The 582-nt window shown below is 64.6% G+C and carries 1 protein-coding gene; it reads right to left on the reverse strand.

Features of this window, described 5'->3' with window-relative positions; genetic code table 11:
* Nucleotides 1-30: 30 nt before the first annotated feature.
* A complete protein-coding gene (locus ACFTXQ_RS36745) occupies nt 31-468 on the reverse strand; it encodes an IclR family transcriptional regulator C-terminal domain-containing protein (RefSeq protein ID WP_382116092.1) in 438 nt (145 codons plus the stop codon).
* Nucleotides 469-582: the final 114 nt, after the last annotated feature.

The raw sequence follows: 582 nt of genomic DNA on the forward strand, positions 1-582 counted from the left end.
GTCGTATTGTCGTGTCGTTTTGCCGGCTCTCTACCGGCACGTGTTCAATTCTGTGCCGCCGTCGCCTGCTCGACGCCAGCCGCCTCCTGGCGATGGCCAAGCCGCCCGGAAATCGCCTGCCCTGCCTCCTTCAACAGCGCGACGTAATGCGCCTTCGTATCCGCACCGCATCGTCGGGAACGACAGCGACAATCCCGCGATCACGCGATCGAAACGGTCGAACACGGGCACCGCGAGACACAGCAGGCCATCTTCCTGCTCCTCGTTGTCCTCGCCATAGCCCTGCTGCCGCACGTGCGGCAGGATGCTCGTCACTGCTTCCGCCGACGCGAGCGTCTTCGCGGTCGACTTCCGGAACTTGACGCCGGCCAGCACTGTGCGCGCTTCGCCGGGCATCATCCACGCGAGCAGCACCTTGCCGATCGCCGTACTGTACAGCGGATTGCGCCGGCCAATACGCAACTGCATGCGCAGCCCGTAATCGGGACGGGCGATCGAGCGTGAGGGGCATGTTTGAGTGGTGCCGGTTCGAGTCCGGTCCCCGGCCCCCGCCTCCAGTCACTCAATGTTCGACGACGTAAA

This window comes from Streptomyces sp. NPDC057010, from assembly GCF_042673805.1.
GTDB lineage: Bacteria > Actinomycetota > Actinomycetes > Streptomycetales > Streptomycetaceae > Streptomyces.

Coding starts and splice junctions, on each gene's coding strand:
- ACFTXQ_RS36745 (WP_382116092.1), bottom strand. CDS start 468: ATGCAGTTGCGTATTGGCCGGCGCAATCCGCTGTACAGTACGGCGATC.